Source organism: Oryzicola mucosus, from assembly GCF_014534685.1.
GTDB classification, from domain to species: Bacteria; Pseudomonadota; Alphaproteobacteria; order Rhizobiales; family Rhizobiaceae; genus Oryzicola; species Oryzicola mucosus.
Genome location: NZ_JACVVX010000002.1, coordinates 706906 through 731916, shown reverse-complemented (window position 1 = coordinate 731916; position 25011 = coordinate 706906). Strand labels below are relative to the sequence as shown.

Genomic DNA, 25011 nt, shown 5'->3' with positions numbered 1-25011 from the left:
CGAACCTAAATTGACTTTGCCGGGTTGTCCAAAACGCTCGTCCCGCCCTATCTATGCAGCCGACGCAACTCGGAAAAAGCATAGGGAAGACTGATGCGCTATCTGCACACCATGGTCCGCGTGGCGGACATCGAGGCATCGCTGGATTTCTACTGCAAGAAACTCGGCATGCGTGAGGTCCGCCGCAGCGAAAACGAGAAGGGGCGCTTCACGCTGATCTTCCTCGCCGCGTCCGAAGACGAGGCGACCGGCGTGGACAAGGCGGCCCCGCTTCTCGAACTCACCTATAACTGGGATTCGGAAGACTATAAGGGCGGGCGCAATTTCGGCCACCTCGCCTATGAGGTCGATGACATCTACGAGACCTGCCAAGCCTTGATGGACAAGGGCGTGACGATCAACCGTCCTCCGCGCGACGGCAACATGGCCTTCATCAAGTCGCCGGACGGCATTTCCATCGAACTGTTGCAGAAAGGCCCGGCAAAGGAAAAAGCCGAACCCTGGGCGTCGATGGAAAACACCGGAAGCTGGTAAGGCGTCTTTGGCTGCAAACCGCTCTCCTCCTTGAGGAGGGGAGCGGGAAAAGATGCCTTCGTTAAGGCTTTACGGCGGCGGCGGGTGCGATGCCCAACAGTTCCATGGTCCGGCGCAGCAGCCGAACCTCGTTCTCGGCAAGCTGATGATCGGCCTTGGCGATTTCCGCCATGTGCCGCGCAAGGTCCTTGCGGCGTTCCAGCGGCATGTCCTGGAACATCGCCACTGCCTGCGCACCATTGGTCTCGTAGCCGAACTCGTTGAGATATTCGATCACCGCGTCGACGCTTTCGCTTTCGATGCCGAAGCTGTCGGCGCAAATCTGGCGGAACACCGCCATTTCGCTTTCGGTGGCAACGCCATCAGCCAGGATCATGCGGAACAGCAGCAGGATTTCAGCGGACAGGACCGGATCCTCCGCCACCTTTCGCACACCCGGATCGCCGTCGAACACGGCCCGTATTCTGGAAAGCAAGCCCGCCGCCATATGATGCCTCTCATCGCCCATGAGTCCCTCCCTAACGTAAAATTCGCGCGACCGGAATCGGATTGAAGGCATTCAAGGCCTTGCCAGGCAAGAATTTTGTCGGAGTGTGGCGGCGCTGCCGCCTTGCAGCGACGGCGGCTATGTGGTCGAAGGCCTCTGTCTCCAATGGCGACCCTTCCGCATGTTCGACCTTGCCACCGAAACCATCCTGCTGCTCGCCCTGGCGGCCTTTGCCGCCGGCTTCATCGATGCCATCGCAGGCGGCGGCGGGCTGATCACCATCCCTGCCTTGCTGCTTGCCGGCTTTCCGCCCGTCACGGCACTCGGCACCAACAAGCTTCAGGGGCTGTTCGGCTCGACATCGGCCACCATCGCCTATGCCTCAAAGGGCCATGTCGACCTGCGCGCGCAATTCCCGTCCGCTGCCCTGGCACTCGCCGGATCTGTGTTCGGCGCGCTTCTGGCCACCGTTCTGCCCGGCGACATTCTGGAACTGTTCTTGCCGGTACTGCTGGTCGCCATCGCTCTCTATTTCGCTCTGAAGCCGAATATGGGCGATGTCGACCGCGCCCGACGGCTTTCGCCATTTCTGTTTGGACTTTTGGTCGTGCCGGCAATCGGCTTCTACGACGGCGTTTTCGGGCCGGGAACGGGCTCTTTCTTCATGTTGGCCTTCGTTACGCTCGCCGGCTATGGCGTGCTCAAGGCAACGGCGCACACGAAGCTGTTGAACTGCGCGTCCAATCTGGGAGCCTTTGTCGTCTTCGCCCTAGCGGGCGGCGTGATGTGGAAGATCGGCATCATGATGGGCATCTGCCAGTTCATTGGCGCGCGCGTGGGCGCCAGCCTCGCCATCCGCATCGGTTCAAGGCTGATCAAGCCGCTGCTCGTCGTCACCTGCCTGGCGCTTGCGGTGAAACTTCTGGCTGATCCGGCAAACCCGCTCCGAACGATGCTCGGCATCTGACGGGTTGACGGCATCGCGGCGGGGCATAGTTGCTCCTTATGCAAGAATGAGAGGAACAGACCGTGTCCAAACCCGAACCGCCTCGCCTTTTCCCGACCTTTCGCTACAACGACGCCGGCGCCATGATCGATTGGCTGGTCGAAGCGTTCGGCTTTGCCGTGCGCGCCCGCCATGAGAATGGGGGCGTTGTCCAACATGCGGAACTGTCCTTCGGCTCTGCCATCATCATGGTCGGCAGTTCACGCCAGGACGCCTATGGCGAAACCGTCGGAACAGCCAATCGAGCCGGCGGCAAGTCGATCTACATCGCCGTGGACGATGCCGATGCAGCCTATGCGAAGGCCACGGCTGCCGGCGCAGAGATTGTCATGGAACTGACCGACCGCCCCTATGGCAGCCGGGAGTTCATCTGCCGCGACCCGGAAGGCAATATCTGGTCATTGGGAACCTATTGGCCGAAAGTGGACGAGCCGGCGCAATAACCTATCGCGCGGCGGAAAAGATCGCGTCGCAGTCGAGGTGTTTTTCGAGATGCGCTGCGATGTCGTCCAACGCGTCCTCCACCTGCTTGCGATAGTCGATGCCGCCGTCCTGAATGCCAAGTTCGGCGAGAAACCGGCCCCGAAACGTGTCCGCGCCGAACAGGCCATGCAGATAGGTGCCGAACACTTTACCGTCGGGCGAGGCCGCGCCGTCGGCCTTGCCATTGATCTCGGCGACCGGCCGCGCGCAATCCGGTCCGGTGGTCCTGCCGAGGTGGATTTCGTACCCCGAAAGCTCGGTGTCGTAGCGTAGCGAGCGCGCGGCAGAATTCCGGACCGTTTTCTCCGGCTCCATCACCGTCTCGACATCAAGGAGACCAAGCCCCTCTGTCTCGGTGACCGAGCCTTCGATGCCATAAGGGTCGGCTACGACGCGCCCCAGCATCTGGTAGCCGCCGCAGATGCCGACGACATGCCCACCGCGTCGCCGGTGATCGGCGAGATCACGGTCCCAGCCATTCCCGCGAAAGGCGATGAGGTCGGCGATGGTCGATTTCGAACCCGGAATGATCACAAGACCGGCATCCCCGGGCAGTCTGTGACCGGGCGGCACGAACACCACCTCGACCTGCGGCTCCGCCCGCAGCGGGTCGAGATCGTCGAAATTGGCGATACGGCCAAGCATCGGCACCGCGACCTTGAGCGGTTTTTTTTCGCCCGAGGCAAGCCGTTCGAGGATTACCGAATCCTCCGATGGCAGCAGCGCCGCCGCCTTCAGCCAGGGCACGACGCCGAAGCAGGGCCAGCGGGTGAAGCGCTCGATAGCCTTGATGCCGTCATCGAACAGGCTGGCATCGCCTCGGAACTTGTTGATGAGATAGCCGACGATCATGCGCCGGTCGTCCTCCGGCAGGATGAGATGCGTTCCGGCAATGGAGGCGATCACCCCGCCTCGGTCGATGTCGCCGACCAGAACAACCGGCACATCGGCGCGCGTCGCAAAGCCCATATTGGCGATGTCGCGGGGGCGCAGATTGATCTCGGCGGGCGAGCCCGCCCCTTCGACGATGACCAGATCGGCGCCCTCGCCCAGCCTGTGCCAGGAGTCCAGAACAGCGTCCATCAGCTTCGGCTTCAGGTCCTGGTAGTCGCGCGCCTTGGCGTGGCCGTAGACCTTGCCCTGGACCACAACCTGCGAGCCGATTTCGCTCTGCGGCTTGAGCAGCACCGGGTTCATGTGGACGGAAGGTGTTACCCCGCAGGCAATCGCCTGAAGCCATTGCGCGCGGCCGATCTCGCCTCCGCCCGCCTCGCCGGGCAGATCGGCCACGGCCGCGTTGTTGGACATGTTCTGCGGCTTGAACGGCCGAACGCTCATCCCGCGCAGCTTCGCCGCCCGGCACAGCCCAGCCACCAGCACCGTCTTGCCGACATCAGAGCCGGTACCCTGCAGCATGATCGCCCGCGCCATCGTCAGATGGACCGGCGGGTAGGATTGATATTCTGGTAAGTTTGATCCTCACCCCCCTCTGAGAGCAAGATGTCCGGAAGGACAGAGGGGGGTGCTATGAGGCGATTTCTAAAATTGCCGTCATCCATCCGTCGCCCATCGAAAAATGCAGTGCTGATCATATCGTCCATTAATCTGCGCACAGCCGGTTCTCAGCCATGCACAACTTGCGCCTCTATCGCATTGGTCTAGATTGAGCGGCGCGCATAGCCAAGAAAAATCCAGGGAGGCAGCCATGGATGCCACGGTCGACACCACAGCCGGGCAATTCGAGCTCAACGAGGACCAGCGCGCCATCCGCGAGATGGCGGAGGCGTTCGCCGCCGACCGCGTCGCGCCCCATGCGCTGGAATGGGACCGCGACAAGCATTTCCCGGCCGACCTGATTCGTGAAACCGGCCCGCTCGGCTTCGGCGGACTTTATGTCAGCGACGATGTCGGCGGCTCCGCCCTCACCCGCCTCGACGCCGTGCTCGTGTTCGAACAGCTTGCCAAGGCCTGCCCCGGATTCTCGTCCTTCATCTCCATCCACAATATGGGCGCATGGATGATCGACCGCTTCGGCGACGAGGAACAGCGCCAGCGATTCCTGCCGAAACTGACCTCTATGGAATGGCTCGCCAGCTATTGCCTGACCGAGCCGGGCTCTGGATCGGACGCCGCCGCGCTGAAGACGCGCGCCGTGCGCGATGGCGACCATTATGTCATCAACGGCGCCAAGCAGTTCATCTCGGGCGGCGGCACCAGCGATGTTTATGTCACCATGGTGCGAACCGGCGAGGACGGACCCAAAGGCATCTCGACGCTGGTGATCCCCAAGGATGCGCCCGGCCTCAGCTTTGGCGGGCAGGAACACAAGATGGGTTGGCACATGCAGCCGACCAGCCAGGTCAACTTCACCGACTGCCGCGTGCCGGTGGCCAACCTCTTGTCCGGCGAAGGTGCTGGGTTCCGCATCGCCATGGCCGGCCTCGACGGCGGACGCCTCAACATCGCGGCCTGTTCGGTCGGCGGCGCGCAGTCGGCTCTGGAAAAGGCGCTGACCTATACGTCCGAACGCAAGGCTTTCGGCCAGACGCTCGACCGCTTTCAGGCGCTGCAGTTCCGTCTCGCCGACATGGAGACCGAGTTGCAGGCCGCGCGCATTTTCCTCTATGCCGCCGCCTCCAAGCTCGACCGCAAGGCTCATGACGCCGGCAAATGGTCGGCCATGGCCAAGCGCTTCGTCACCGACACCGGCTTCAACGTCGCTAACGACGCTCTGCAACTGCTCGGCGGCTACGGCTACCTGCACGATTACGGCATCGAGAAACTGGTGCGCGACCTGCGCGTCCACCAGATCCTCGAAGGCACCAACGAGATCATGCGGGTGATCGTGGCGCGGCAGTTGATCGGGAAGTGAGCGAATAGGGAATAGCGAGCAAGGAAAGGACCTGCCGCTCCCCTGTTCGCTATTCCCTATTCGCTCTTTCCGGAGGAAACAATGACCACAATCGCATTCATCGGACTTGGCAATATGGGCAACCCCATGGCGGCCAATCTCGTCAAGGCGGGGCACGACGTGCACGGTTTCGACCTGATGCCGGAGAACCTCGCCACAGCGAGGGAGAACGGCATCACCGTCATGGCCAACGCGGCCGCTGCCGTGAAGGATGCCGACGTGGTGATTACCATGCTGCCAGCCGGCAAGCATGTCGTGTCGGTTTACGAAGATATCGCTGCGCAGGCAAGAAAGGGCGCGCTGTTCATCGATTCCTCGACCATCGACGTCGACTCCGCACGCAAGGCGCATGCGATTGCGGAAAAGGCGGGGCTGCTTTCGGTCGACGCGCCGGTGTCCGGTGGCACGGGCGGGGCCTCCGCGGGCACGCTGACTTTCATGGCCGGCGGAAGCGCGAAAGCCTTCGCCCAAGCCGAACCGATCCTCCAGCCGATGGCGGGCAAGGTCGTGCATTGCGGCGACGCAGGCGCCGGGCAGGCCGCCAAGATCTGCAACAACATGATCCTCGGCATCTCGATGATCGGGGTGGCGGAGGCCTTCGTCCTGGCGGAAAAGCTCGGGCTGTCGCATCAGGCGCTGTTCGACGTCGCCTCGACCTCCTCCGGCCAATGCTGGTCGCTGACCACCTACTGCCCGGTGCCGGGGCCAGTGCCTGCCTCACCCGCCAACCGCGACTACAAGCCGGGCTTCGCCGCCGCCCTGATGCTCAAGGATCTCAAGCTGTCGCAGGAAGCGGCCCAGTCCGCCGGCGCGGTAACGCCCTTGGGCGCTGAGGCGACGCAGCTTTACGGCCTCTACAACGCCATGGGCCATGGCGACGCCGATTTCTCGGGCATCATCAAGTTCCTGCGCGGTGACGCTGCGTAATCGATCTTGGGTAAGGCCCGCTCAAGAAAAACAGCAAATTTAGATTTGCTTAAGCACTCGCTAACCGCACGGTAACGATGTGGCCTTACAACGGAGAACAAGGCGGACAGCAAAGCCGCCCAACGCTCCGGATCAGGTCTCGCGTACCGGAGCCATCGTTCTTAAGTGCCGTGTATGGGTACCCAAGCGTTTAGTTGGCAGAACCGCGCCTCGTTTAGAGCGCGGTTTTTGCGCTGGGTAAACAGCCTCAGCGGCTGGCTTTTGGCCTGCTCAACCGCTTGAAATTGGCCCTGACCGTGGTACCGGACTTTTCGAAAGCCGCCGTCATCGCCTCGCCCGCGGCCTCGCCCGTCAGCAAGGACGGTGCGCGCCCGGCAACGACGACCGGCCAGAACTGCCAGCTTGCCTTCATAAGCGATGCTTGCGCGGCCATCGCACCCTCGAACATCGCGGATGTCTTTTCAGTGATGGCGCGCATGGTTTCCACGCCCTTGTTGCCGTCAGATCCGGCTTCGGAGGCCAAGAGCGGAACGCGCATGGCGATCACCATCGGCGCCAGCATGAGATTTCCATAGACGGTCGCAGCCTTGCCGGCGGCTTTGGAAGAGCTTTTGATCATGGAGTTGGCGGCCTTGCTGGCGGAAACGCTGGCTTTGCGTCGATGCCGATCCTTACGCCAATTTTGTGCGCCGCACAATAACCAATGGCATCGCCGGTTCGGCGCAGGTGCGATGTCCTGCGCCGAACCGCTGACAGCTATGCCTTGCGCAGATCCGCTTCCGCCAGGTCGAGTGCCTTGAGGATACGGTCGCAAGCCATGTCGATGATCTCGCGCGTCCAGATCAGGGGCGGCGACAGGATCATCGTGTCGCCCGTCGCGCGCATCATCAAGCCGGCGGCTATCGCATGGTCGCGGACAGTGACAGCGGCGCTGCCCTCCGGCGAGAAACGCTCCCGCGTCGCCTTCTCCTTGACGATCTCGATCGCTCCCATCAGGCCAACCGAGCGCACCTCGCCGACCAGCGGATGCGGCGCGATGCGCTCGCGCAGCGCCTTCGCGAAATACGGCCCGGTATCGGACTTGACCCGTTCGACCAGCCCTTCCCGCTCGATGATTTCAAGGTTTTTCAAAGCCACCGCGCAAGCCACCGGATGCCCCGAATAGGTATAGCCGTGGTAGAATTCGCCACCCTTCTCAACCAGCGTGTTGGCGATACGGTCGCCCACCAACAGCGCCGACAACGGCTGGTAGCCGGAGGTCAGAGCCTTGGCCGTGGTGATGGTGTCGGGCTCGATGCCAAAGGTCGTCGCGGCAAACCATTCGCCGGTGCGCCCATAGCCGGTGATGACCTCGTCAAGCATCAGCAGCACGTCATGCTTGCGGCAGATACGCTGCACCTCCGGCCAGTAGCTTTCCGGCGGGATCTTCACCCCGCCCGCCCCCATGATCGGCTCGCCGATGAAGGCCGCCACCTTGTCCGCCCCAGCCTCGAGGATGGCGTCTTCGACGGCTTTCGCCGCACGCAGGCCGAACTCATGGTCGCTTTCGCCGGGCAGCTTGAGCTCATAGGCATAGGGCATCATGACGTGGACGATGTTGGGCACCGCGCCGCCGAGTTGGCTGTGCATGCCCGCCATGCCTCCCAGCGACGTGCCCGCCACGGTGGAACCGTGATAGGCCATGGTGCGCGAGATGATGCGGTTCTTCTCCGGCTTGCCCTCCAGCGCCCAATAGTGCCGCACCAGCCGCAACGCGGTGTCGTTGGCCTCCGAACCGGACGAGCCGTAGAACACCTGGTTGATGTGCCTGGGCGCCAGTTCGGCGAGCTTTTTCGCGAGAAGGATCGGCGTCGGCGTCGAGCATTTGAAGAAGGAGTTGTAGTAGGGCAGTTCCTTCATCTGCTGGGCGGCGACCTCCGCCAGTTCGTCGCGTCCATAGCCGACATTGACGCACCAAAGCCCGGCCATGCCATCGAGCAGTTCGAACCCCTCGGTATCGTAGATATACGGCCCCTGCGCATGGGCAATGACGCGCGAGCCGGCCTCGCGAAGTTCCTTGGAGTCGGTGAAGGGATGCAGATGATGCGCGGCGTCGATCTGCTGAAGCTGTGCCAGCGAATAGTTCTGATAGGTCATGGATTTATCCCACTGTCTTGATTCAATCCGGCAGTCTGGCCGGGGCGAGTTCAGACGCTGGTGGGCGGCGAATAGCCGATGCGGGCGCACAGCCGCAGCAACTCGGCATGCCGTGTCCGCGACGAAGGCGTCACGGCGAACAGATGCTGCTGGACAAATGGGTACGAAACCATTCCAGCAGCTTAGTCGAACGCCGCTCCCTCTGGCAAGCAGCGCTCAGCCCGGCGCAAGAAAGGATTCGAGCTGTTCGATATCCTTCGGAGCAGCGGATCTCATGGTGTTGTTGAAGAACATGAACAGTTCGATCCCCTCTTTCCGGCGCTGGTCGATCCAGCCCGCCCAATCCTTCAGCGCCTCCTCCGAATAGTGGCCGCGATAGTTACCGGAAGGGCCATGGTTGCGGATATAGGCCCAATCGGCCGTCACCACGCGCGGCGAAGGTGCATGCGCATGGTCGGAAATGCAGAGGGCGCAGCCATGATCTTCCAGCAAGCGAAAAACTGCCGGCTCGTACCAGCTCTCATGCCGGAATTCGATGGTGTAGCGCGTGGTCCCGGGCAGAGAGGACAGGAAGGCGGCAAGACGCTCCAGATCAATTTTCATTCCCGGATGCAGTTGAAAGAGCACCGGGCCGGCCTTTTCTCCGAGCATCGCTATCCGGCTCTCCATCAATTGAAGGGGAGGTTTCGTCGACCGGCAGACGCTTGAGATGCGTGAAGTACCGCCAGGCTTTCCACGCAAACAAAAACCCCTCGGGCACCGCCTCCGCCCAATTGCGTACGGCTTTCTCAGTCGGCATCCGATAAAAAGGCGCATTGAGTTCCACGGTATCGAAACGGCTGGAATAATAGGCCAGGGCGTCCTTCTTTTTGATCTCGTCGGGGTAGAACGCGCTCCACCAGTCGGCATAATGCCAACCAGAGGTCCCCAGATGCAGTGCGCCGGCTTTGCCGCCCCTGCCGCGACCGTCGTCTTGGCCTGCTCTTCGGGAAGATTCGTGATTTTCTCTAGCCATGACGTTTAACGCGCGACTCGGCTTTTTGTGCGACGTCGACTGCGGCACCGTTCATTGACGAGACATAAAGAGATCTTTATATCTATTGGCACGGTTAGCGAGGCACCCCATGCAAAATCCGATTGATGATCTCATTGCCGAAAAAGGCGTGCTTCTGGCCGATGGCGCCACCGGCACCAATCTGTTCGCCATGGGTCTGGAATCCGGCGACGCACCGGAATTGTGGAACGAGAGCGCGCCGGAAAAAATTGAAACGCTGCACCGGAAATTCGTCGAGGCCGGCGCCGACATCATCCTGACCAATTCGTTCGGCGGCACACGCCATCGGCTGAAGCTGCACCATGCCCAGGATCGCGTGTTCGAGCTGAACAAGCGCGCCGCTGAAATCGCCCGCTCCGTCGCCGACAAGGCCGGCCGCCGCGTGATCGTGGCGGGCTCCGTCGGCCCGACCGGCGAGTTGCTGCAACCGCTCGGCGCCCTGACCTATGACGACGCTGTCGAGGCCTTTGCCGAACAGATCGAGGGCTTGAAGGCGGGCGGCGCTGAGGTCGCCTGGATCGAGACCATGTCGGCACCTGAGGAAATCCGCGCGGCGGCCGAAGCCGCGATCAAGGTCGGCTTGCCCTACACCTATACCGGCTCGTTCGACACGGCCGGCCGCACCATGATGGGCCTGCTGCCGAAGGATATCCATGGTGTGTCCGAAGGACTTCAGCAGCAGCCCGTGGCAGTCGGCGCCAATTGCGGTGTCGGTGCGTCAGACATTCTGGCGTCGCTGCTCGACATGACGGAGGCAAAGCCGGACGCGACTGTGATCGTGAAGGGCAATTGCGGCATTCCGGAATTCAGGGGCACGGAAATCCACTATTCGGGCACGCCCGATCTGATGTCGGATTATGTGCGTCTCGCAGTCGATTCAGGCGCAAAGATCGTCGGGGGCTGCTGCGGCACCTCCTTCGAGCATCTCGCCGCCATGCGCAAGGCGCTGGATGAGCACCACAAGGTTGGTCGCCCGACAGTCGAGGAGATTGTCGAGCGCATCGGCCCGATGCGCAACAAACTCGCCACCGCCAACGCACCCGAGACGGCCGAGGGCCGTCGTGAGCGGCGCAGGCAGCGCTGAACGCGACCCTTATCCAGCCCTCCCAGCCACGCGACAGAGCCATATCCCCGGCTCCACGGTCACGCTTGTTTTACCGCTTGCCCGCCTCCAGCGCTGAGGCAAGGCGCACCAGCGACAGGAACTCCGCCCTGTAGCCGAAAGGATCGTCGCCCCGCGCAGCCGTCGCGATCTCGGTGATACGGTCGTAGCCGAAGCCAGCGGTGGCATCCTCGCCGCGCAATTTCTGCCCGAAAGCGGCCACCGCGACGGAGAAGCGCTGGTCGACGCCAGCCGTATCGAAGCTTGAGGCTTCGTTCGCCTTTGTCACCGGCGTGGTGATCAGCGTGCTGGTGACGCTGTCGGGCGCCTTGTAGCGGATTTTCACGAAGGCATATTCGTCGGCATTGGCGATGCCGCCGGGGTTTTGCACGGTCGCCTCGCCATATCGCAGGTCGTCGACCATCTCAGCCGGGCTGCCCTTCGGGGTGATCTCATAGATCGCCGTCACCGAATGGCCCGAGCCGATCTCACCCGCATCGACACGGTCGTTGTTGAAATCCTCGCGGTTGAGCGCCCGGGTTTCGTAGCCGATCAGCCGGTATTCCGAGACAGCAGCCGGATTGAACTCGACCTGGATCTTGACGTCCTTGGCAATCGGAAACAGGGTCGAACCCGCCTCCTCCACAAGCACCTTCTCGGCCTCTGCCAGCGTGTCGATATAAGCGGCCGTGCCATTGCCGTTCTGGGCGATGGTCTGCATCATCTGGTCGTTCAGATTGCCGCGCCCGAAGCCGAACACAGACAGGAACACGCCGGCCTTGCGCCTGTCCTCGATCAGCCGCTTGAGATCGGCATCGTCGCTCTGCCCGACATTGAAGTCGCCGTCGGTGGCCAGCATCACCCGGTTGACGCCGCCCTGCACGAAGGATTTCTGCGCCAACCTGTAGGCTTCCTCGATGCCGGCGGCTCCAGCCGTCGAACCGCCCGGCTGGAGCCGGTCGATAGCGTCCAGGATTGCCTGGCGATCCGAAGCCTTGGTCGGCTCCAGCACGGTGCCCGCCTCGCCGGCATAGGTGACGATGGACACGGTGTCGTCGGCCTGAAGCGTGTTGACCAAAAGCCGGAACGCCGATTGCAGCAGCGGCAGCTTATCAGGCGCGTTCATCGATCCCGACACGTCGATGAGGAAAACGAGGTTTGCGCGGGGCCGCTCAACCGGCTGCACATCATACCCCTTGATCGCCACATGCATGAGCTTCGTTCCGGCATTCCAAGGGGTCGGAAACACGCTTACGGTCGACTTGAAGGGGTCCTTCGCATCGTTTGGACCCTGCCAATCATAGGGAAAGTAGTTGATCATCTCCTCGACGCGCACCGTGTCGGCCTGCGGCAGAAACCCCTCCTTCAGCGAGCGGCGCACGAAGGAATAGGACGCTGTGTCGACATCGATGGAAAAGGTCGACACCGGCTCTTCCGCCGTCACCTTGATCGGGTTGCCGTCGAACGTCTGGACGCGGTCACGGTTCTCCGTAGCCGGCGGCAGCAAGTCGGTCGGGGAGCGGGTCAGCATCTTGGGCGCGACCACGCCGCTTGAACGGGCCATGTCGCGGCTTGCCGATTGCGGCGCAGGTGCCGGCGGCGGGGCAAAGGCCGGCTGGCCACCGGCCGAAGGTGCTGCTTCCTGTGCAATGGCAGCCTCGGGCTGCTGTGGCGCCGCCAATTCGGTTGCAACGTCGCGGTTTTCGGCCTCGGAAGGCTTGGCAACCGGCTGGTTTGTCTGGCGAAGCTCGCCACGGCCGCGGCCGAAATCGAAACCCTGCTGCTCGATCACCTGGAAAGTCACATAGGCGGCGAGCGGCAACGCCACGGCGCCGGCAAGGGCGGGTGCGGTCAGAAATTTCTTGGTCATCATCTCACTCCAGAGTTTGTGCACTCGGTCTGTGAGACGACGCCCGCCTTCGGAAGCTTGGGTGGCGGCCGCATTATTTTCGGCATCGTCGAAGGCTGTCATCGCCGCCTGCAAGGCGCGCGCCCTGGCCTCCGCCGAAGGAGCCGGAACAGTGGTAAAACGCAGCCTTTCCAGTTCGTTGTCGTCGACCATGGTCACTCTTCCCCGGCCGAGCGCATGAGTTGCTTCAGCCGTTTTTTCGCTTCATGGATGTGCCAGGACACGGTTGCCTCCGCGACCGCCAACGCGTCGGCGGCGGCCGCATGCGATAGCCCCTCGCCATAGACCAGAACCACCGCCTCGCGCTGCTTGTCGGACAATTGCCGTACAGCAAGCCAAAGCCGGTCGGCCTGATCGTCCGGCTCTTCCTGCGCCTCGCCTGAAATCAGCGCATGCACCCCGAAAGCCTGTGTCTTGAGGCTTTCGCGCGCGGATTTGCGCATCAGGTCGCGGGCGGCGTTCATCGTCATGGCGTAGAGCCATGTGGTGAAGGCACCGCCGCCGCGATAGTCGCGGATAGCCTTGCCGAGCCGCACGCAGACCTCCTGCGCGATGTCCTCGGCGTCGGCCTTGCGGCCACACCAGCGGAAAGCAACGCGATGGATGAATCCATAGTGCCGCTCGACCAGAGCGCCGAACGCCAGCCTGTCGCCATTGCGCGCTCGGCCGATCAGATCGGCATCGGAGACATCGCTTTTGTCCAGCATCATCGCCATCATTGCCCGTTGGACGAACGCTTGTCGGCGATCCTTGGGGTGATGGAAAGATTTTTCATGCTTTTCGATGACGCCGCAGAGAAAGCGCGACCTCACCGCCGCGCTTCAAACGGTGGGTCAGTTCACCGGCCCACGGAAATGCAACTCGTCGTCGTCATCGGACCGCGGGGCCGCTGGCTGAACGCCGGTTGATTTGTTGACAGCAACGGTCACGCCCCAGAGCACGACGCCGATGGCCAAAAGCACACCGGCAATGCTGTACTGTACGGGGTCACGGCCAGTCCACGGGCCGGTCAGGAAGGCGCAGCAGATGGCGCCCACGACAGGCAGGATGGTCGGCGCACGGAAATGATCGTGATCGACCTTGTCCTTGCGCAGCACCAGCACCGCGACATTGACGATGGTGAAGACGCAGAGCAGCAGCAGCGCCGTCGTACCGCCCAGAGCCGGCACCTCGCCCACGAAGGTGATCAGGCCGAAGGCCAGCAGGGTGGTGAAGCCGATGGCGATGTAGGGTGTGCGTCGTGTGACATGCACCTTGCCCAACAGCGGCGGCAACACATGCTCGCGGCTCATGCCATAGACCAGACGGCTCGCCATCAGCATATTGATCAGTGCGCTGTTGGCCACCGCAAACATGGTGATGAAGGCGAAGATACCGATCGGGAAATTCGGCGCGCCAGCCTGGACGACCTTGAGCAGCGGCGTCTCCCCCTCGCCCAGATCTTCCGGCGATACCAGCGTGATCGCCGAAACCGACACCAGCACATAGATCACGCCGGTGATCAGCAAGCCAGCGAGAAGCACTTTCGGGAAGATTTTCGACGGGTTCTTGCATTCCTCCGCCATGTTGACGGAATCCTCGAACCCGACCATGGCGAAGAAAGCGAGCGTGGTCGCTGCGATGACCGACCAGAATGCGCCCCGGTCAGCCGATGCGGAGAACTGGGTGACGCGTGAGACATCGCCCTGCCCGGCACCGATGGCCCAAAGGCCGATGACAATGATGATCAGAAGACCGGTAAGCTCCACCATGGTCAGCACAACATTGGCCTTCACGCTTTCGCCGACGCCCCGGAAATTGACGACCGCAACCACCGCCATGAAGGCAAGGCCCACCAGCGTGATGCCAATGCCCGCTTCAAGGTTCCAGCCAAAGGCGTTTGAGAGGTTGGCTGCGAAGGCGCGCGAAGCCGTCGAGGCCGAGGTAATGCCGGAACTCATCACCGCGAAGGCGACGATGAAGGTGATGAAATGGATACCGAACGCTTTGTGCGTGTAGAGCGCGGCGCCTGCTGCCCGCGGATATTTGGTGACCAGTTCAAGATAGCTGAAGGCCGTGATCAAGGCGACGGCGAAGGCCACGAGAAAGGGCAGCCAGACCACGCCTCCCACTTGCTTGGCGACCTGGCCGGTCAACGCATAGATGCCGGTGCCGAGAATATCGCCGACAATGAACAGAAGCAGCAGCCATGGTCCCATGACCCTGTGCAGGCTGGGTTCGATGGCAGGCGTGGAGATTTGGGAAGCGGTTGTATCGGCCATTCAGATGTCCCCTCTGGAAGCGGCAGGAATCAACGCACATTCCCAAGGATTGGTCGCCGTATGGAGCGGCGAGTCAACCCGCAAACGCATCCATATGAAAACGTTGAACCTCCGTGGGATAGCGGAATGCCGTTCCATGAGGGCAAGCATTGCGATCGAGGCAACCCCTTTCACGGCAATCCGCGCCGTCGTGGCCGCGGACATGATCGAGACAATCCGCATAAGCGAAACCCTCGCCCGCATGGGCGGCGACCGGGCAGTGTTTCTTGCAGGGTTTTGAAACACATAGGTCGCAGGGGTGATTCAAACTGCGAGGCACTTGAATCGAAATCTCAACGTCAAACAACAGCGCGCCACGATAGGCATGCCAAACGCCGTACACCGGATGCATCAGGACGCCGAGCGGCGACGCGCGCAACCCTTCGGCGCGCATCGCCCATTGCTGGAACGGCAGATACGGCTTGTCGGCAGGCGACACCGCGCGTGCGCCGACCTGTTCGGCTATCCCGCCGATCATCTGCCGGCACCATGTATCGAGCGGATTTTGGACCGGCGCGGGCTGCTCGCTCAGCCAGCGCTGAAAATGCGGCCAGTATCCAGCGCCGGCATTGCCGACCAGCAGCACCGACCGGGCCGGATGCCCAGAAAGACCGGGCGGCGCGTTATCGGACGCAGAGAAGCTGAACCCGCTACGGAGAGACAGGCCAACGGCTGTAAAAGCTGAGTTGAGTTGGTCGGATATCATTGCTTAGACACCGCACCTAGCCACTCCCGCGCGCATCTATGCCGCTTGCGCGATGTCGAGCGTGACTTTGAGACCTGCTCGGGAAGCCAGTTCAACGAGGGCATCGAGACTGAAATTGACAATCTTTCCTTTAAGCAGGTCGTTGAGCCGCGGCTGTGTCACGCCAAGTCGCCGCGCGGCCTCCGCCTGGCTGAGATTCCAGCCCCTAACCTGCTGTTCGATGGCAATCAGCAGTCCCGAACGCATCGACATGTTGGCCGCCTCCGCCGGGGTTGCTTCCAACGCGTCCCAGATATCCTCGAAAACCTCACGCTCCATAATTGTCCTCAGATCTGCTTTCGGCGCAGAACCGCCAAGTCGATATCGCGCTTTGCGGTCTTTTGCGTTTTTTTCTGGAACGCATGCAGCACATAGACTGCATCACCGATATTCGCGACATAGATCACACGGAACGCGCCCATCTCATCCCTGATACGGATTTCCCGGACACCGGCTCCTATCGACGCCATCGGCTTCCAGTCGCTCGGCTCAAGGCCCAATTGCACCTTATGCAACTGGACGCCGGCCTCCTTTTGAGCCGATTCAGGAAACCGCCTCAGTTGTACGAGCGAATCCCCAAGAAACTCAATCCGCTTCCGCGCAGACATGACAGCAACTTATATCAGAACCAGTATAAGCGCAAATGAGACAATCATCCCTCCTCCGGCCCCCGCACAGCGGTGCGCCAGACTTCCTTGTGAATGATGTCGGCCACTTTAGCCCGGCCTGAAGCGGGCTCGCTTCACGTGAAGGCGTCGGGCATCGAGTTCTTCTTCTGCGCCACGAAATCCACCAACGCCTCGTCGATCGCGGGATCGAGATAGGGCGCCTCGTAGGTTTCGAGCCAGCGTCTCGCCATCTCGTTGGCGCGCGCTTCTGCACGCTTTTCGCCTTCGGCCAACCACTGTTCATAGGAATTGTTGTCGGCAATCGCGGAACGATAGAAGGCGGTCTGGAAATTGGCTTGGGTGTGGCTGCAGCCGAGATAGTGGCTGCCGGGGCCGACTTCGCGGATAGCATCCATCGCTTGGCCGTTTTCCGACAGGTCGACGCCCTGGGCGAACTTCTGCTGCATGCCGAGCTGGTCGATATCCATCATGAATTTTTCATAGCAGGAGGCGAGACCGCCTTCGAGCCAGCCGGCCGCGTGCAGCACGAAATTGGTGCCCGCCAATACGGTCGAGTTGAGCGTGCTGGCACTTTCATAGGCTGCCTGGGCATCCGGCACCTTGGACCCGCAGAGCGAACCGCCGGTGCGGAACGGCAGGCCGAGCCTGCGCGCCAGCTGGGCAGCGCCATAGGACACCAGCGAGGGCTCGGGCGTGCCGAAGGTCGGCGCGCCCGACTGCATCGAGATGGAGGATGCGAAGGTGCCGAACAGCACCGGTGCGCCGGGCCTGATAAGCTGGGTGAGCGCAGCACCGGCCAGAACTTCGGCGAGAACCTGCGTCAGCGTTCCCGCCACCGTCACCGGGCTCATCGCGCCGGCGAGGATGAAGGGGGTGACGATGCAGGCCTGGTTGTTGCGGGCATAGACCTTGAGCGCGCCCAGCATGGTGCCGTCGAACACCATCGGCGAGTTGGCGTTGATCAGGCTGGTCAGCACCGTGTTCTGGTCGACGAAATCGTCCCCAAACAGGATCTTGCACATCGCCACCGTGTCTTCGGCGCGTTCGGGCGCGGTGACCGAGCCCATGAAGGGTTTGTCGGAATATTTGATATGACTGTAGACCATGTCGAGGTGGCGCTTGTTCACCGGCACGTCGACAGGCTCGCACACCGTGCCGCCGGAATGGTGGATCGACGGCGCCATATAGGAGAGCTTCACGAAATTGCGGAAATCCTCGATCGTGGCATAGCGCCTGACGCCGTCGAGATCGCGCACGAAGGGCGGACCGTAGACCGGCGCGAACACGGTTGCGTTGCCGCCGATCTGCACAGACCGTTCGGGATTGCGGGCATGCTGGGTGTAGATCGACGGCGCGGTCTTCAACAATTCGCGGCACATGCCTTTTGGGAAATGCACCCGCTCGCCTCTGACATCAGCGCCCGCCGCCTTCCATAGCGCCAGCGCCTCCTCGTCTTCGCGGAACTCGATGCCGATCTCTTCCAGCACGGTGTCGGCGTTCTTCTCGATCAGCGCCAGGCCCTCCTCGTTGAGGACCTCATAGACGTTGATCGCGCGCTTGATGTAGGTCAGCTGCGTGCCAGGACCGCCACCCGACCGCGCCGCGCGCCGGGCGTTTGCCCCGCCACGTTCGCCCCGGCCCCGCCTGCCGCCCGAGGGTTCCTGTCCGCTGTCGTCCATGGTCGCACTTCCCTGAAGAATCCGTGTCGGCCGCGCAAGACAGCCCTGTCGTCGGAGAGTAGCCCAGAGGCTACGCCGAAACGGTTCGCCAGCGCCACCACCTGTCGCAAAATCGACAAGCGCAATACTATTGCCCAAGCCGACCTCAGTCGCTTTCCCGCTGCGGGAGGTCGCAAATCGGCCATGGAAAATCACCGCGCGCAAGCTACCTATAAAAGCAGTCGCATGCCGCGCGCCGGCCCCTGGAGTCCTTGGTAATGTCCGACGACGAAATCATCCTTTCCGAACTGTCCGACGACGAACTCGTGCAGCAGATGCACGACGACCTATATGACGGCCTCAAGGAGGAAATCGAGGAAGGCACCAACATCCTGCTCGAGCGCGGTTGGGCGCCCTACCGGGTGCTGACAGAAGCGCTCGTCGAGGGCATGCGCATCGTCGGCGAGGATTTCCGCGACGGCATCCTGTTCGTCCCCGAGGTGCTCTTGTCGGCGAATGCGATGAAAGCCGGCATGTTCATCCTGCGCCCGCTGCTGGCCGCCACCGGCGCGCCGAAGCAGGGCAAGCTGGTCATTGGCACCGTCAAGGGCGACATTCACGACATCGGCAAAAACCTGGTTGGCATGATGATGGAAGGTGCGGGCTTCGACGTCATTGACCTCGGCATCAACAATCCGGTCGAGAAATATCTTGCGGCCATTGAAGAACACAAGCCCGATATCGTCGGCATGTCGGCGCTGCTGACCACCACCATGCCTTATATGAAGGTCGTCATCGACACGATGAAGGAAAGAGGCATCCGCGACGACTTCGTCGTGCTCGTCGGCGGCGCGCCGCTGAACGAGGAATTCGGCCGGGCCGTCGGCGCCGACGCCTATTGCCGCGATGCCGCCGTTACCGTCGAAACTGCCAAGGATTTCATGAAGCGGCGCCACAACAGCCGCAATGCTTAACGTTGCGCCTGTCCGGTCCCGGATCGCGTCGCTCTCCTGAAGCCAGATACAAAAATGGCCGCCCTATACGGAGCGGCCATTCCTGAATAAAATTCTTCGGATTTACCGAACCGACCCGGCAACGTTGTTACCAGCGCTGTCCACCGCTCGCACGGTGTTGGCCGTATCCTGTCCGGCGCCTCGAATGGTGTTCGCGCAAGCCGAAAGGCCGATCGCCGAAACGATGATAGCGAGCGGGGCAAGATGTTTGAGCTTCATGGACGATGTCTCCCTCAATCGGTAAAGTCACGCAGATTGAACGCGGACCGCGGCGTGCAGTTCCATGAGTAGACAAAAAATCGCCACAAAAACTGACCCTGCCCACACGCTTGTGATCGGCTGCGGCATGATTGCGCGCGAGGTGCTCGCGGTGAAGCAACAGTTCGGCCTCAACCATCTCGACCTGACCTGCCTTCCCGCCGAGTTTCATTTCTATCCCGACCGTATCGCGCCGGCCATGGACAAGGCCATCGGCGACGCGCGGGCCGAGGGTTACGAGCATATCGTCGTGGGCTATGCCGACTGCGGCACGGGCGGCCATCTGGATGCGGTTTGCGAAAAGCATGGCGTCGAACGCCTCGCCGGACCACATTGCTTCGCCTTCTACCAAGGCAACGATCGCTTCATGGCGTCGGGCGATGCGGATATGCTGGCCTTCTACATGACAGACTTTCTCTGCCGCCAGTTCGACGCCTTTTTTATCCGGCCGCTCGGGCTCGACCGGCATCCGGAACTGATCAAGGATTATTTCGGCAATTACGAAAAGCTGATCTATCTCGCCCAGACCGACGATCCGGAACTGGACAGTGTTGCGGAGAATGCCGCTAAATTGCTGGGTCTCACTTACGAGAAACGTGCGACGGGTTATGGCGACCTCACCGCGTTCCTGAGAACGGCAAATGGCCCCAGGCCCTGAAATGGCCCGCTTTGGCATCCTGGGTGGCGACAAAAGGAGACTTTCCATGCGCATTCCCGTTCTTGTCGCCCTTCACCTTGCCCTGACCCTCGGCGCAGCACATGCCGACGGAGAGGTGCAGAAGTTGATGACCCCCGCGGACAAGCAGCGCCTGGCGAACTACGACGACACGCGCAAGGAAGCCGTGACCGAAGCCGAAAAGGGCAATGCCGCCGATGTCGCGACGCTGAAGGACATTCTGGCTAAGCCGGACAAGTCTTTTCAGGGCTTCGACATGGTTGGTGCCTGGCAGTGCCGCACCATCAAGGCCGGCGGTCTCGGCGAACTGGTCGTTTATGACTGGTTCAAATGCCGCGTCACCGACGACGGCTCGGGCTGGACGCTGGAAAAGCTCACCGGCTCGCAGCGCACCAGGGGCCGGTTCTTCGACGATGGCGACAAGCGCTTGATCTATCTCGGCTCCTTTTTCGTCGCCGGCGAAGCGGTCAAGCCCTACGCCTCAGGCCCGGAGACCGACCAGGTTGGCTATGCCTTCCGCACCGGGCCGCAGGAATGGCGCGTAGAACTGCCCTCACCGCATTACGAATCCAAGCTCGACATTCTCGAATTCCGTCGCTGACCTTGCAATCGGACGGCACAAGCCGCACATCTTGGGCCTGACATAAGATGGAAATCTTCCGACGTTAATGAGAAGATGAAAAACCAAGCGGGATGAACAGCAGGGCATGACTGACTTCAGCGCCGACGACACTGTCTGCGGAGAGCACCGCCGCAGGCATCGGCTTTCGCAGATGTTTTCCGACATGGCGACGCGCGCCGAGGGAACCGTGACGCTTGGCCATATCCGCGACATGATGGGGCATCGCGCCTTCGCGCCCCTGCTGACGCTGTTCGCCGCCTTCAATCTGATGCCGCTGCCGCCGGGCACGTCGCTCATTCTCGGCATTCCGCTGTTGATCGTTTCGGCGCAGATGGCGTTCGGCACGCGCAAGCCGTGGCTGCCGAATTTCATTGCCCGCCGATCGATCTCCGCCGAGCAGTTCCGTACCGTGACCGACTGGATCGTGCCGCGCCTGATGCGCGTCGAACGCATGGTCAAGCCGCGCTACTGGCCGTTCTGGAGGCGACGTGGCGAACGTATCGTCGGCATCGCAGCCCTGATCCTGGCCACCTGCATTACCCTTCCCATCCCGCTCGGCAACTGGCTGCCGGCCTTTGCCACCGCCCTGCTCGGCCTGTCGCTGACCCAGCGCGACGGCATCCTGTTTGCGCTCGGCACCGTTGTTGCCATCGTCTCGCTCGGCATCATCGCCGGTATCATCGGCACGGCAGGTGCCGCCGCCCAGGTCGTGATGGGCTGGCTCTGAGAAACAACGTCCTCCGCTATTTTATGCGCGTCGTTTTTGAAGGCGCGCGCGTCGTCTGGTAACAAGCGGGCGCTTCGGCCCTCGGGCAATGCTCGCTGCAGGACGAACTCACAAAGCGCAGGCATATGGCGGATCTGGTTGTCGTTTACTGGCGTGACATACCCGCCCAAATCATTGTCAAGAAAGGCCGGCAGACCGCCAAGCGCGAACTGCCGCTGCGCTTCACCGAGGCCATAGACATGGCAGCGATGCGCAGCGGCGCGGCCGAGACGGACGCCTATCTGGCGGAGTGGCGCAGGGCCGCGCCCGTTCCCGTCGGCGACGACCTGGAAGCCGAGGCCGACAAGGCTTTCGTCGAGATCGAAAATGCATATTCGCGGGAACGGCTTGCCGAACTCGCCAAATCTGGCGGCAAGGCCGGCAACGGAGAACACGCATGACCCGTACCATCGTCGCCTCGGCGACCCGCGAAATCGTCATTGGTTTCGACCAGCCTTTTTGCGTCATCGGCGAGCGCATCAACCCGACCGGCCGCAAGAAACTCGCCGCCGAAATGGTCGCCGGCAATTTCGACACGGTGATCAAGGACGCTCTTGAGCAGGCCGCCGCCGGCGCTACCATGCTGGACGTCAATGCAGGCGTCACCGCCGTCGACCCCAATGCGACCGAGCCCGCGCTTCTGGTGCAGACGATGGAAATCGTCCAGGGGCTGGTCGACCTGCCCTTGTCGATCGACAGTTCGGTGACGGCCGCCATTGAGGCAGCGCTCAAGGTCGCCAAGGGCCGTCCGCTGGTCAATTCCGTCACCGGCGAGGAAGAAAAGCTCGAAGCGATTCTGCCGCTGATCAAGAAGTACAACGTGCCGGTGGTCGCCATCTCCAATGACGAGACCGGCATATCGATGGACCCGGACGTGCGCTTTGCCGTCGCCAAGAAGATCGTCGAGCGTTGCGCCGATTTCGGCATTCCCGCGCATGACGTGGTGGTCGACCCGTTGGTCATGCCGATCGGCGCGCTGGGCGATGCCGGCCGACAGGTGTTCCAGTTGCTTTATCGTTTGCGCAACGAACTCAAGGTCAACACCACCTGCGGCCTGTCCAACATCTCCTTCGGCCTTCCTCACCGGCACGGCATCAATGCCGCCTTCATCCCTATGGTGATCGGCGCGGGAATGACATCAGCGATCATGAACCCGTGCCGGCCGCAGGAAATGGAAGCGGTGCGCGGCGCCAACGTGCTCGCCGGCACCGACAAGGATTGCACCAACTGGATTCGCACCTACAAGGACTACAAGCCGGGTGAGGTTCACGCTCCAGCGCCGGTGCAGGTCAATGCGCCCGGCGATGGCGGCGCGGCCGGTGGACGGCGCAGGGGCGGGAGAGAAGCGCGGATGAATCGGGGTTAAATTCAACAAGTGAGCGCCGTTCTTTCCCGCACCCCCCTCTGTCCTGCCGGACATCTCCCCCTCAAGCGGGGAGATCGGATGTCATCGCGGGTTTCGCCAATCGCCGAGGTTGGTAAGAAAGCACTGTTGTCGCAACTGCTGATCTCCCCCCTTGAGGGGGAGATGTCCAGCAGGACAGAGGGGGGTGTCAAGCATTGAACGCCCCGGCAAACCTCACCGATCCCCTCGTCCTGTTCATGCCATCGGGCAAGCGCGGGCGGTTCCCGAAAGGCACGGCGGTGCTGGACGCCGCGCGCCAGCTCGGCGTCTATGTCGAGAGCGTATGCGGCGGGCGGGCGACATGCGGGCGATGCCAGGTGTCGGTGCAGGAAGGCAGTTTCGCCAAGCATAAGATCGTCTCCTCAAACGAGCACATCTCGCCCAAGGGAGCCAAGGAAGAACGCTACGAGCGCGTGCGCGGCCTACCGGAAGGCCGGCGGCTGTCCTGCTCGGCTACGATCGAAGGCGATCTCGTCATCGACGTGCCGCAGGACACCGTCATCAACGCCCAGACCATCCGCAAGGCCGCGAGCGACCGTGTCATCGAGCGCAACGCCGCTGTCCAGCTTTGTTATGTCGAGGTTGACGAGCCCGATATGCACAAGCCGCTCGGCGATCTCGACCGGCTCAAGCTGATGCTCGAAAAGGACTGGGGCTGGAAGGATTTGGCCGTCGCGCCTCATTTGATCCCGCAGGTTCAAGCTATCCTGCGCAAGGGCAATTGGGGTGTCACCGCCGCCATCCACCGCGACATGGAGAGCTCTCGGCCGTTTATCGTGGCCCTTTATCCCGGCCTGAAGAACGAGGCTTACGGCATCGCCTGCGATATCGGCTCGACCACCATCGCCATGCATCTGGTCTCACTGCTGTCGGGCCGCATCGCCGCCTCCTCCGGCACATCGAACCCGCAGATCCGTTTCGGCGAAGATCTGATGAGCCGCGTGTCCTATGTGATGATGAACCCGGACGGGCGCGAGGCGATGACCAAGGCCGTGCGCGAGGCCGTCAACGGGCTGATCGACAAGGTCTGCGCCGAGGGCGGCGTCGACCGCAGGGACATCTTCGACTGCGTCTTCGTCTGCAACCCGATCATGCATCACCTGTTCCTGGGCATCGACCCCACGGAACTCGGGCAAGCGCCCTTCGCGCTCGCCGTATCGGGCGCCCTGCACTACTGGGCCCATGACATCGATATCTCGGTCAATCGCGGCGCGCGGCTCTACATGCTGCCCTGCATCGCCGGCCATGTCGGCGCCGATGCCGCCGGTGCAACGCTTTCGGAAGGCCCGTACCGACAGGACCGGATGATGCTTCTGGTCGATGTCGGCACCAATGCCGAGATCATACTGGGCAACCGCGAGCGTGTGGTCGCGGCCTCATCGCCCACTGGCCCGGCCTTCGAGGGTGCGGAAATCTCGTCCGGTCAGCGCGCAGCGCCCGGCGCGATCGAGCGCGTGCGCATCGACCCGCTGACCCTGGAGCCGAAGTTCCGCATCATTGGCGTCGACCTTTGGTCCGACGAGGATGGTTTCTTCGAGCAGGCGCAGGCGACGGGCATCACCGGCATCTGCGGCTCGGCGATCATCGAAGTGGTGGCCGAGATGTATCTGAGCGGCATCATCTCGGAGGACGGCGTGGTCGACGGTGCGACGGCTGCACTCAGCCCGCGGATCATCCAGAACGGCCGTACATTCTCCTACCTGCTGCATGACGGCGAACCGCGCATCACCGTCACCCAGAACGACATTCGCGCCATTCAACTGGCGAAGGCCGCGCTCTATGCCGGGGTGAAGCTTCTGATGGAAAAGCAAGGCGTGGAGGCGGTCGACACCATCCGCTTCGCCGGCGCCTTCGGGTCCTTCATCGACCCGAAATACGCCATGGTGCTGGGCCTGATCCCGGATTGCGATCTGACCGAGGTCAAGGCGGTCGGCAATGCGGCAGGCACCGGCGCGCTGATGGCCCTGCTCAACCGCAACCATCGCCGCGAGATCGAAGCCGAAGTGGGGCGGATCGAGAAGATCGAAACCGCGCTGGAACCGCATTTCCAGCAGCTCTTCATCGACGCCATGGCGCTGCCCAACAAGGTCGATCCGTTCCCCAAACTGGCCGAACAAGTAACCCTGCCACCGCGCAAGTCAGCCAACACCGACGGCACGGCGGGAGACGGTGCGCCCCGCCGACGCTCGCGCGAGGACCGTGCTGCAAGACGGACGCGCGACTAAGGACATTGCCTATGGTCCATTTAAAGCCGGCGCAGAGTTAGCCGGCTTTTTTGCTGGTTTGACATGCAAAAATGCATTGCTGCAATGCAATAATTTGTCGCACTTTGCCTGCTATTTGTCCTAATTGGAGCTCAATCGCGTCTCATACGCACACGACATCAGCAC

The 25011-nt window shown here is 62.1% G+C and carries 28 protein-coding genes; 13 read left to right on the top strand and 15 right to left on the bottom strand.

The window, feature by feature from the left end; all coding sequences use genetic code 11:
• Positions 1 to 93 precede the first annotated feature (93 nt).
• Positions 94 to 534: a lactoylglutathione lyase gene (gloA, locus tag ICI42_RS09960; RefSeq protein WP_188164382.1), complete on the top strand. Its 441-nt coding sequence runs from the start codon at positions 94 to 96 to the stop codon at positions 532 to 534.
• 61 nt (positions 535 to 595) lie between these two features.
• On the opposite strand, the gene ICI42_RS09955 is transcribed toward gloA, so the two are convergent.
• Positions 596 to 1021 (bottom strand): tellurite resistance TerB family protein, encoded by a 426-nt coding sequence (locus ICI42_RS09955; protein WP_188164490.1) that lies wholly within the window; start codon positions 1019 to 1021, stop codon positions 596 to 598.
• Positions 1022 to 1202: 181 nt separating this feature from the next.
• Between ICI42_RS09955 and ICI42_RS09950 the strand changes: the two genes are divergently transcribed.
• Both ICI42_RS09950 and ICI42_RS09945 read left to right on the top strand, forming a co-directional pair.
• On the top strand, positions 1203 to 1988 hold the full coding sequence (locus ICI42_RS09950) for a TSUP family transporter (protein WP_188164381.1): 786 nt from the start codon (positions 1203 to 1205) through the stop codon (positions 1986 to 1988).
• A gap of 122 nt (positions 1989 to 2110) precedes the next feature.
• Entirely contained in the window at positions 2111 to 2470 is a 360-nt protein-coding gene (locus tag ICI42_RS09945) for a VOC family protein (RefSeq protein WP_188164489.1), read from the top strand.
• A 1-nt stretch (position 2471) separates the two neighbouring features.
• Here ICI42_RS09945 and ICI42_RS09940 read toward each other — a convergent pair whose 3' ends face one another.
• Positions 2472 to 3941 (bottom strand): cobyric acid synthase, encoded by a 1470-nt coding sequence (locus ICI42_RS09940; RefSeq protein ID WP_188164380.1) that lies wholly within the window; start codon positions 3939 to 3941, stop codon positions 2472 to 2474.
• 274 nt (positions 3942 to 4215) lie between these two features.
• On the opposite strand from ICI42_RS09940, the gene ICI42_RS09935 reads away from it, so the two are divergent.
• Positions 4216 to 5382: an isobutyryl-CoA dehydrogenase gene (locus ICI42_RS09935; protein ID WP_188164379.1), complete on the top strand. Its 1167-nt coding sequence runs from the start codon at positions 4216 to 4218 to the stop codon at positions 5380 to 5382.
• Between the two features lie 81 nt (positions 5383 to 5463).
• Positions 5464 to 6348 (top strand): 3-hydroxyisobutyrate dehydrogenase, encoded by an 885-nt coding sequence (gene mmsB, locus ICI42_RS09930; RefSeq protein WP_188164378.1) that lies wholly within the window; start codon positions 5464 to 5466, stop codon positions 6346 to 6348.
• Between the two features lie 247 nt (positions 6349 to 6595).
• Here mmsB and ICI42_RS09925 read toward each other — a convergent pair whose 3' ends face one another.
• The 5 genes from ICI42_RS09925 to ICI42_RS23950 form a co-directional block, all read right to left on the bottom strand.
• Entirely contained in the window at positions 6596 to 6967 is a 372-nt protein-coding gene (locus ICI42_RS09925; RefSeq protein WP_188164377.1) for a hypothetical protein, read from the bottom strand.
• Positions 6968 to 7104: 137 nt separating this feature from the next.
• Entirely contained in the window at positions 7105 to 8484 is a 1380-nt protein-coding gene (locus tag ICI42_RS09920; protein ID WP_188164376.1) for an aspartate aminotransferase family protein, read from the bottom strand.
• Between the two features lie 50 nt (positions 8485 to 8534).
• A complete protein-coding gene (locus ICI42_RS09915; protein WP_188164375.1) occupies positions 8535 to 8657 on the bottom strand; it encodes a capsid protein in 123 nt (40 codons plus the stop codon).
• 43 nt (positions 8658 to 8700) lie between these two features.
• A complete protein-coding gene (locus tag ICI42_RS23955; protein ID WP_269140761.1) occupies positions 8701 to 9135 on the bottom strand; it encodes a DUF72 domain-containing protein in 435 nt (144 codons plus the stop codon).
• On the bottom strand, positions 9077 to 9499 hold the full coding sequence (locus ICI42_RS23950) for a DUF72 domain-containing protein (protein WP_269140760.1): 423 nt from the start codon (positions 9497 to 9499) through the stop codon (positions 9077 to 9079). The genes ICI42_RS23955 and ICI42_RS23950 overlap by 59 nt, the downstream gene beginning before the upstream one ends.
• Before the next feature lie 109 nt (positions 9500 to 9608).
• Here ICI42_RS23950 and bmt point away from each other — a divergent pair, with 109 nt between their 5' ends.
• A complete protein-coding gene (gene bmt / locus ICI42_RS09905) occupies positions 9609 to 10622 on the top strand; it encodes a betaine--homocysteine S-methyltransferase (protein WP_188164374.1) in 1014 nt (337 codons plus the stop codon).
• Between the two features lie 70 nt (positions 10623 to 10692).
• On the opposite strand, the gene ICI42_RS09900 is transcribed toward bmt, so the two are convergent.
• The 7 genes from ICI42_RS09900 to ICI42_RS09870 form a co-directional block, all read right to left on the bottom strand.
• Positions 10693 to 12702: a vWA domain-containing protein gene (locus ICI42_RS09900; protein ID WP_188164373.1), complete on the bottom strand. Its 2010-nt coding sequence runs from the start codon at positions 12700 to 12702 to the stop codon at positions 10693 to 10695.
• A gap of 2 nt (positions 12703 to 12704) precedes the next feature.
• A complete protein-coding gene (locus ICI42_RS09895) occupies positions 12705 to 13265 on the bottom strand; it encodes an RNA polymerase sigma factor (protein ID WP_188164488.1) in 561 nt (186 codons plus the stop codon).
• A 117-nt stretch (positions 13266 to 13382) separates the two neighbouring features.
• Entirely contained in the window at positions 13383 to 14810 is a 1428-nt protein-coding gene (locus ICI42_RS09890; RefSeq protein ID WP_188164372.1) for an APC family permease, read from the bottom strand.
• 73 nt (positions 14811 to 14883) lie between these two features.
• Positions 14884 to 15555 carry a 4Fe-4S dicluster domain-containing protein gene (locus tag ICI42_RS09885; protein ID WP_188164371.1) on the bottom strand — a complete coding sequence of 224 codons (672 nt, stop codon included), beginning with the start codon at positions 15553 to 15555 and terminating at the stop codon, positions 14884 to 14886.
• Between the two features lie 36 nt (positions 15556 to 15591).
• Positions 15592 to 15873 (bottom strand): helix-turn-helix domain-containing protein, encoded by a 282-nt coding sequence (locus tag ICI42_RS09880; protein ID WP_188164370.1) that lies wholly within the window; start codon positions 15871 to 15873, stop codon positions 15592 to 15594.
• An 8-nt stretch (positions 15874 to 15881) separates the two neighbouring features.
• Positions 15882 to 16202: a type II toxin-antitoxin system RelE/ParE family toxin gene (locus ICI42_RS09875; RefSeq protein WP_188164369.1), complete on the bottom strand. Its 321-nt coding sequence runs from the start codon at positions 16200 to 16202 to the stop codon at positions 15882 to 15884.
• Between the two features lie 134 nt (positions 16203 to 16336).
• Complete coding sequence (locus ICI42_RS09870) at positions 16337 to 17902, bottom strand: trimethylamine methyltransferase family protein (protein ID WP_188164368.1); 1566 nt, start codon at positions 17900 to 17902, stop codon at positions 16337 to 16339.
• 257 nt (positions 17903 to 18159) lie between these two features.
• Between ICI42_RS09870 and ICI42_RS09865 the strand changes: the two genes are divergently transcribed.
• Positions 18160 to 18855 (top strand): corrinoid protein, encoded by a 696-nt coding sequence (locus tag ICI42_RS09865; protein ID WP_188164367.1) that lies wholly within the window; start codon positions 18160 to 18162, stop codon positions 18853 to 18855.
• Positions 18856 to 18957: 102 nt separating this feature from the next.
• Here the strand turns inward: ICI42_RS09865 and ICI42_RS09860 are convergent, their stop codons facing one another.
• The gene (locus tag ICI42_RS09860) at positions 18958 to 19113 is read right to left on the bottom strand and encodes an entericidin domain-containing protein (RefSeq protein ID WP_188164366.1); all 156 of its coding nucleotides are present in this window, start codon (positions 19111 to 19113) and stop codon (positions 18958 to 18960) included.
• 64 nt (positions 19114 to 19177) lie between these two features.
• Between ICI42_RS09860 and ICI42_RS09855 the strand changes: the two genes are divergently transcribed.
• From ICI42_RS09855 to ICI42_RS09830, 6 genes are all read left to right on the top strand, one after another.
• Entirely contained in the window at positions 19178 to 19810 is a 633-nt protein-coding gene (locus ICI42_RS09855) for a DUF1638 domain-containing protein (RefSeq protein WP_188164365.1), read from the top strand.
• 46 nt (positions 19811 to 19856) lie between these two features.
• Positions 19857 to 20429: a DUF4893 domain-containing protein gene (locus ICI42_RS09850; RefSeq protein ID WP_188164364.1), complete on the top strand. Its 573-nt coding sequence runs from the start codon at positions 19857 to 19859 to the stop codon at positions 20427 to 20429.
• Positions 20430 to 20535: 106 nt separating this feature from the next.
• Entirely contained in the window at positions 20536 to 21177 is a 642-nt protein-coding gene (locus tag ICI42_RS09845) for an exopolysaccharide biosynthesis protein (RefSeq protein ID WP_188164363.1), read from the top strand.
• Between the two features lie 125 nt (positions 21178 to 21302).
• Positions 21303 to 21617 carry a virulence factor gene (locus ICI42_RS09840; RefSeq protein WP_188164362.1) on the top strand — a complete coding sequence of 105 codons (315 nt, stop codon included), beginning with the start codon at positions 21303 to 21305 and terminating at the stop codon, positions 21615 to 21617.
• The gene (locus ICI42_RS09835; RefSeq protein WP_188164361.1) at positions 21614 to 22582 is read left to right on the top strand and encodes a methyltetrahydrofolate cobalamin methyltransferase; all 969 of its coding nucleotides are present in this window, start codon (positions 21614 to 21616) and stop codon (positions 22580 to 22582) included. The genes ICI42_RS09840 and ICI42_RS09835 overlap by 4 nt, the downstream gene beginning before the upstream one ends.
• A 236-nt stretch (positions 22583 to 22818) precedes the next feature.
• Complete coding sequence (locus ICI42_RS09830; protein WP_188164487.1) at positions 22819 to 24846, top strand: ASKHA domain-containing protein; 2028 nt, start codon at positions 22819 to 22821, stop codon at positions 24844 to 24846.
• The last annotated feature ends 165 nt before the right edge of the window (positions 24847 to 25011 follow it).

What these genes read in the sequence shown, in the direction of transcription:
- gloA (WP_188164382.1), top strand. Translation starts at nt 94, where the DNA reads ATGCGCTATCTGCACACCATGGTCCGCGTGGCGGACATCGAGGCATCG.
- ICI42_RS09955 (WP_188164490.1), bottom strand. Translation starts at nt 1,021, where the DNA reads ATGGCGGCGGGCTTGCTTTCCAGAATACGGGCCGTGTTCGACGGCGAT.
- ICI42_RS09950 (WP_188164381.1), top strand. Translation starts at nt 1,203, where the DNA reads ATGTTCGACCTTGCCACCGAAACCATCCTGCTGCTCGCCCTGGCGGCC.
- ICI42_RS09945 (WP_188164489.1), top strand. Translation starts at nt 2,111, where the DNA reads ATGATCGATTGGCTGGTCGAAGCGTTCGGCTTTGCCGTGCGCGCCCGC.
- ICI42_RS09940 (WP_188164380.1), bottom strand. Translation starts at nt 3,941, where the DNA reads ATGGCGCGGGCGATCATGCTGCAGGGTACCGGCTCTGATGTCGGCAAG.
- ICI42_RS09935 (WP_188164379.1), top strand. Translation starts at nt 4,216, where the DNA reads ATGGATGCCACGGTCGACACCACAGCCGGGCAATTCGAGCTCAACGAG.
- mmsB (WP_188164378.1), top strand. Translation starts at nt 5,464, where the DNA reads ATGACCACAATCGCATTCATCGGACTTGGCAATATGGGCAACCCCATG.
- ICI42_RS09925 (WP_188164377.1), bottom strand. Translation starts at nt 6,967, where the DNA reads ATGATCAAAAGCTCTTCCAAAGCCGCCGGCAAGGCTGCGACCGTCTAT.
- ICI42_RS09920 (WP_188164376.1), bottom strand. Translation starts at nt 8,484, where the DNA reads ATGACCTATCAGAACTATTCGCTGGCACAGCTTCAGCAGATCGACGCC.
- ICI42_RS09915 (WP_188164375.1), bottom strand. Translation starts at nt 8,657, where the DNA reads ATGGTTTCGTACCCATTTGTCCAGCAGCATCTGTTCGCCGTGACGCCT.
- ICI42_RS23955 (WP_269140761.1), bottom strand. Translation starts at nt 9,135, where the DNA reads ATGCTCGGAGAAAAGGCCGGCCCGGTGCTCTTTCAACTGCATCCGGGA.
- ICI42_RS23950 (WP_269140760.1), bottom strand. Translation starts at nt 9,499, where the DNA reads ATGGCTAGAGAAAATCACGAATCTTCCCGAAGAGCAGGCCAAGACGAC.
- bmt (WP_188164374.1), top strand. Translation starts at nt 9,609, where the DNA reads ATGCAAAATCCGATTGATGATCTCATTGCCGAAAAAGGCGTGCTTCTG.
- ICI42_RS09900 (WP_188164373.1), bottom strand. Translation starts at nt 12,702, where the DNA reads ATGGTCGACGACAACGAACTGGAAAGGCTGCGTTTTACCACTGTTCCG.
- ICI42_RS09895 (WP_188164488.1), bottom strand. Translation starts at nt 13,265, where the DNA reads ATGGCGATGATGCTGGACAAAAGCGATGTCTCCGATGCCGATCTGATC.
- ICI42_RS09890 (WP_188164372.1), bottom strand. Translation starts at nt 14,810, where the DNA reads ATGGCCGATACAACCGCTTCCCAAATCTCCACGCCTGCCATCGAACCC.
- ICI42_RS09885 (WP_188164371.1), bottom strand. Translation starts at nt 15,555, where the DNA reads ATGATATCCGACCAACTCAACTCAGCTTTTACAGCCGTTGGCCTGTCT.
- ICI42_RS09880 (WP_188164370.1), bottom strand. Translation starts at nt 15,873, where the DNA reads ATGGAGCGTGAGGTTTTCGAGGATATCTGGGACGCGTTGGAAGCAACC.
- ICI42_RS09875 (WP_188164369.1), bottom strand. Translation starts at nt 16,202, where the DNA reads ATGTCTGCGCGGAAGCGGATTGAGTTTCTTGGGGATTCGCTCGTACAA.
- ICI42_RS09870 (WP_188164368.1), bottom strand. Translation starts at nt 17,902, where the DNA reads ATGGACGACAGCGGACAGGAACCCTCGGGCGGCAGGCGGGGCCGGGGC.
- ICI42_RS09865 (WP_188164367.1), top strand. Translation starts at nt 18,160, where the DNA reads ATGTCCGACGACGAAATCATCCTTTCCGAACTGTCCGACGACGAACTC.
- ICI42_RS09860 (WP_188164366.1), bottom strand. Translation starts at nt 19,113, where the DNA reads ATGAAGCTCAAACATCTTGCCCCGCTCGCTATCATCGTTTCGGCGATC.
- ICI42_RS09855 (WP_188164365.1), top strand. Translation starts at nt 19,178, where the DNA reads ATGAGTAGACAAAAAATCGCCACAAAAACTGACCCTGCCCACACGCTT.
- ICI42_RS09850 (WP_188164364.1), top strand. Translation starts at nt 19,857, where the DNA reads ATGCGCATTCCCGTTCTTGTCGCCCTTCACCTTGCCCTGACCCTCGGC.
- ICI42_RS09845 (WP_188164363.1), top strand. Translation starts at nt 20,536, where the DNA reads ATGACTGACTTCAGCGCCGACGACACTGTCTGCGGAGAGCACCGCCGC.
- ICI42_RS09840 (WP_188164362.1), top strand. Translation starts at nt 21,303, where the DNA reads ATGGCGGATCTGGTTGTCGTTTACTGGCGTGACATACCCGCCCAAATC.
- ICI42_RS09835 (WP_188164361.1), top strand. Translation starts at nt 21,614, where the DNA reads ATGACCCGTACCATCGTCGCCTCGGCGACCCGCGAAATCGTCATTGGT.
- ICI42_RS09830 (WP_188164487.1), top strand. Translation starts at nt 22,819, where the DNA reads ATGCCATCGGGCAAGCGCGGGCGGTTCCCGAAAGGCACGGCGGTGCTG.